5 protein-coding genes are annotated in these 4,362 nt (G+C 37.0%); 1 reads left to right on the forward strand and 4 read right to left on the reverse strand.

The window, feature by feature from the left end; translation table 11 throughout:
• Positions 1–177: 177 nt before the first annotated feature.
• Positions 178–882 (reverse strand): purine-nucleoside phosphorylase, encoded by a 705-nt coding sequence (gene deoD, locus LIZ98_RS16940; protein ID WP_034770518.1) that lies wholly within the window; start codon positions 880–882, stop codon positions 178–180.
• Positions 883–1,040: 158 nt separating this feature from the next.
• Between deoD and LIZ98_RS16945 the strand changes: the two genes are divergently transcribed.
• Positions 1,041–1,169: a hypothetical protein gene (locus LIZ98_RS16945; protein ID WP_095141340.1), complete on the forward strand. Its 129-nt coding sequence runs from the start codon at positions 1,041–1,043 to the stop codon at positions 1,167–1,169.
• A 75-nt stretch (positions 1,170–1,244) separates the two neighbouring features.
• Here the strand turns inward: LIZ98_RS16945 and LIZ98_RS16950 are convergent, their stop codons facing one another.
• The 3 genes from LIZ98_RS16950 to LIZ98_RS16960 all read right to left on the reverse strand — a co-directional run bounded on the left by LIZ98_RS16950 (position 1,245) and on the right by LIZ98_RS16960 (position 4,272).
• The gene (locus LIZ98_RS16950) at positions 1,245–2,018 is read right to left on the reverse strand and encodes a sporulation protein (protein WP_227140347.1); all 774 of its coding nucleotides are present in this window, start codon (positions 2,016–2,018) and stop codon (positions 1,245–1,247) included.
• 134 nt (positions 2,019–2,152) lie between these two features.
• Complete coding sequence (locus tag LIZ98_RS16955) at positions 2,153–2,812, reverse strand: hypothetical protein (protein ID WP_227140346.1); 660 nt, start codon at positions 2,810–2,812, stop codon at positions 2,153–2,155.
• Between the two features lie 137 nt (positions 2,813–2,949).
• The gene (locus tag LIZ98_RS16960; RefSeq protein ID WP_041846675.1) at positions 2,950–4,272 is read right to left on the reverse strand and encodes an ISL3 family transposase; all 1,323 of its coding nucleotides are present in this window, start codon (positions 4,270–4,272) and stop codon (positions 2,950–2,952) included.
• Between the last annotated feature and the right edge of the window lie 90 nt (positions 4,273–4,362).

Raw genomic sequence — 4,362 nt, forward strand, 5'->3', positions numbered from 1 at the left:
TACGTCGAATTCGCTTCTTTGCTGGAAATTTATACTTTCTTAACGTATAAAAAAGGCCGGTTTATGCAATAACCGGTTTCCAAATCAGAACACTATCTATCGATATATTATATCTGATTGAAGTTTCATCTTGAAAACCGACATTACAAAGCCAGCCCGTTTTAGCAAATTAAATAATTATTGAACAGCTGCTTCTAAAGCTACCTCAATCATGTCATTGAAGGTTAGTTGCCTTTCTTCGGCCGATGTGGCTTCACCGGTTAAAATATGATCACTAACCGTCAAAATCGCCAATGCTTTCCGTCCAAATTTTGCAGCCAATGTATAAAGTGCAGCCGCCTCCATTTCAACGGCTAAAATACCATAGTTTGCCCATTTTTCATGTTCAGCATAATCATCGTAAAATAGATCGGCACTGAACACATTCCCAACTTTTAGATGCAAACCTTTTTGGATTCCGGCATCGTAAGCATTTTTCAACAACTCAAAATTGGCTGTTGGGGCATAATCGACCGCACCGCCAAAAATTTTCCGATTGATTTGTGAGTCTGTTGAGGCTGACATGGCTAAAATAACGTCACGAACCTTTACATCTTTTTGAATCGCCCCGCATGTACCAACACGGATTAAATTTTGAACGTTATAGCTTTGCATAAGTTCTGTTATGTAGATTGAGATTGATGGGATACCCATACCCGTTCCTTGTACGGACACTCTTTTTCCTTTATAGGTTCCCGTAAATCCTAGCATATTACGAACTTCATTATAACAGACCGGGTTTTCTAAAAAATTCTCGGCAATATATTTCGCACGTAACGGGTCTCCAGGTAGCAATATTGTTTCAGCAATTTCATTTTCTTTTGCACCAATATGCGTACTCATCTAAAATTCCTCCTTTAATGATCCTATACTATTATTGACACATTCAATATACCATATTAAAAGAGGCAATGTTGAATTTTTTCAATAAAAATTAGGATATTTATGAACAAATCATTCCATCATATAAGAGAAGGAATTTTTGCAAGGGAGGAATAAACTTGGGTAAAAAGCATCGGAACCGAATTAACCAGCCAAAGAAAAAAAATAACATTTCGGAAGAGGCTTTAATCGCAGAACAGGAAGCACATGGAAAAGATATTTACTCAGCTGAAAAAAGGAAAGGTTAACTGATAAATGATTAAAGTCCTATGCAAGCTGCAACCTTCATAGGACTTTAAGATATTAAAATGGCAAGCAATAAATCAATGGGTGTAACGTGATATAACATCTTGAAGTTTGTGTTTCATGTTGGCTAGATCATTAGATGTAACCGTGAGACGGACTTTCGATTCGTCCATCTCGAGAACCTCGGAAAAAAGAGAAGTCAAACCGCGAGCCTTTCGATCAACTTCCATTAATATGTCAACTTGATGTTCGGACTGATTAAAAAATGTCATTTCCAGTTCATCTAATTTACCACGGAACGGACCGGAATATGGTACAAATTCAAATTCTTGAATAATTGGTAAACTTGTCCGTAAAAAACGCGGTGCTGCTTCACAATCGACATTTCGAAGTCTAAAACCTATATCATATATCGAATTAATGACAGCTGCCGCTAAATTCCCCGGATCAACTTTAATGTAGTCCTTGTCGGTCGGATCTACGGAACTTTTTATATCTGCACCGGTGGCAACCCATATTTTTGTTTTTCCGTATGTGACAGGTGTATCATAAGGTAATTGAAAAGAAAACGGAATCTCTTTGAGTGCTCCGGGTTTGATGGTGAAAGATTCAGAGATAAAAAAATGTCCGATATTCGCTACATCTGTTACCTTCCGATCGTCCGTTTCCCTGATAAAATTTGTGTATACATTTAAGTATAGGGAATCAATATTTTGTTCGACATTTCCCCCTCTCACTTCGATACTCCCGCTGATCGTTTCTCCCGGTTTCAAACGATCCTTTTCTAATTTCGTGTCAATTTGTGCACTACCGATCCCGACACTGGCGAGCATTTTATTAAAAAATGACATCTATAAAACTCCTTTCCAATGATATTCGCTTATTTATACGAATACTTTGGCCGGAAGTTCCTATTTTTTTTTTATTTTTTTAAAGTAACAATCAGCGGGAAGAGTCGAAATCTCCCGCTGATTGAAGTTTCACTTTACTCATTGTTTTGAAAACGGTGTTTGGACAATGCTTCCAATTTTTTCAGGATTTCTTTCATCTTTTTTTGATAACCGGACTCACCAAAATTTAAATATAAATATTGATAGTCATTATAAAGATCGAGTAAAGAATCAATATTTTCCATATCCTGTTTACGATTTTGCATTTTTTGCGATGCGATTAATAAAGGGCTTTTTTTTCCCTGTTGCTTTTTGGCATTCAATAATTTCTTTGCATTTTCCTCATTTGTTATATAAGTTAACTCATCTTCTCCCGCTTCAACCCAAGCTCCATCATAAAGTCGTGAACATTCATAAATAAAATCTTCCCATGCTGAATCTTTATACCTCCAGATTTCTGCCCGAAAGCCGATTATTACAAATAAATCTTGCCCGTAGCCATTAACCCGAACAATATCTCCAAACTGGAAACGATATTCGATTTGAACATTTTCCTGTTTCTGTAAAATAATGTTTTTCTTATGGTCCTTCCAAGCCAGCAAATTCTTTTCAAAATACAAATCGTGGCTGTCCTTCACTTGATAAAACCATTCTCCACCAATTTGGTAAATTTTCTTGATTTCCGAAACCAAACCGTTTTGATCGATTGCCACACGATCACCTATATGAAACTTTGGTTGCTCATGTTTCGACATTCCCCCTATCCCTCACTTTCTCGCTGTTTCTCTATTATATGCATGGAGGAAACATGATGAAACACGAACGAGATTCGAGTACAATAGGCGATACAACTAAAAAATGAGGGTATTCGGATTTTATGGTGGAAAAGGGCTTATATTCCACCCTTCTCCAATTTCTTAATTAGTGTGGAAAAATCAACACCATAGTTGTCTGTTATGTTGTGGTCTGTCACTTCATACCAATTGAGAGTTTCGTATAATATAGCTTTGCTGAACGCACTCGAATTAAAACGTGGCTTACGTCTCTTATGTAGTTTTTCATTAAAAAGTATTTTGGCTCGTAAGGCTTCAAAGGAGTAACCTCTACCCATTCGTTCTACTTGCCTAATAATACTATTAATGGACTCTGTATAAGCGTTAGTGAGCCTTTTATCGAAGTAGTTGAAGATTTCATCCTGCCAGTTGTCTACAGCTCTAACAAGGTCTTTATATGCGTCTTTAGAGTTACTGGATAAACAACGTTGTCTCCAATATCTATAACGATCCATCCCCTCGTCAGAATCATCTGTATCCCATATCATGTAGAACTCTTCTTTAATTTCATAGGCTTCTTTTAGGTCAGAGCTATTACTTAACCAAGTATCTAAAAGAAATGAGTCTCTTTCATTCAAGTCATGCTTTCGTTTAAGAAGGATATACCTTTCACGCATAAGGGTACGCCTTTCTTTGGCTGTCATATTGGCTCTGAGAGACTTCCTAACATTATCTAATGCTTGATTAGCCATTCGGACTACATGAAACTTATCTACAACTACTTTAGCGTGTGGCAAAACAGTATTTACTGCATCTTTGTAAGGCTTCCACATATCCATTGTGACGTATTCAATGTAATGCCTATCACCAATCTCTGAAAGCCTTTGTATAACAGTATTCTTATTACGATTAGGCTTAATATCAAAGATGGTTTTACGTTCAACATTAGTCAATACAAGACGAGGTTTACGGATAATATGTATTTCATCTATTCCAAGCCATTTAGGAGTCTCAAATTGGTATTCTTGTTCTTTAAATGCTACATAGTCCTTAAAGACGTTTCTTACGGTCTTTTCGTCTACACCGACGCTTTCAGCGACATCCACAAAGGTCTTGGACATAGACTGCTCTTCAATGGACTTTAACAACCTTTTAGTCATGCTACGTTTTTCGTCAATAGAAATAAGACGTTCCCAAAAGGTAGAACCACATTCACGACATTTATAACGTCTACGCTTTAGTTGTAAGCCCACTCGCTTCAAACGAATGGGCAAGTCCATAATTAGTTGCTTTCGTGAGTCATGCCTATACAACTTATCAAAACCACATTCAGGACAACGTTCAGGCGGTTCGATTGCTTCCACTTTAAACATCATATCGCTTTCATTTTCTTGTGGTGGTTCTGTTGTTTTAAGATCTGGTAGTAATAATAAGTCTGACATACTGTTCATCCTTTACTACTCGTAGTGTTACGATATTAATTAGGGGCTGCTGAACGAATCACATGCAGAAAGTCATTTGAGAAATCAACC

Source organism: Caldibacillus sp. 210928-DFI.2.18, assembly GCF_020554505.1.
Lineage (GTDB): Bacteria > Bacillota > Bacilli > Bacillales > Caldibacillaceae > Caldifermentibacillus > Caldifermentibacillus hisashii.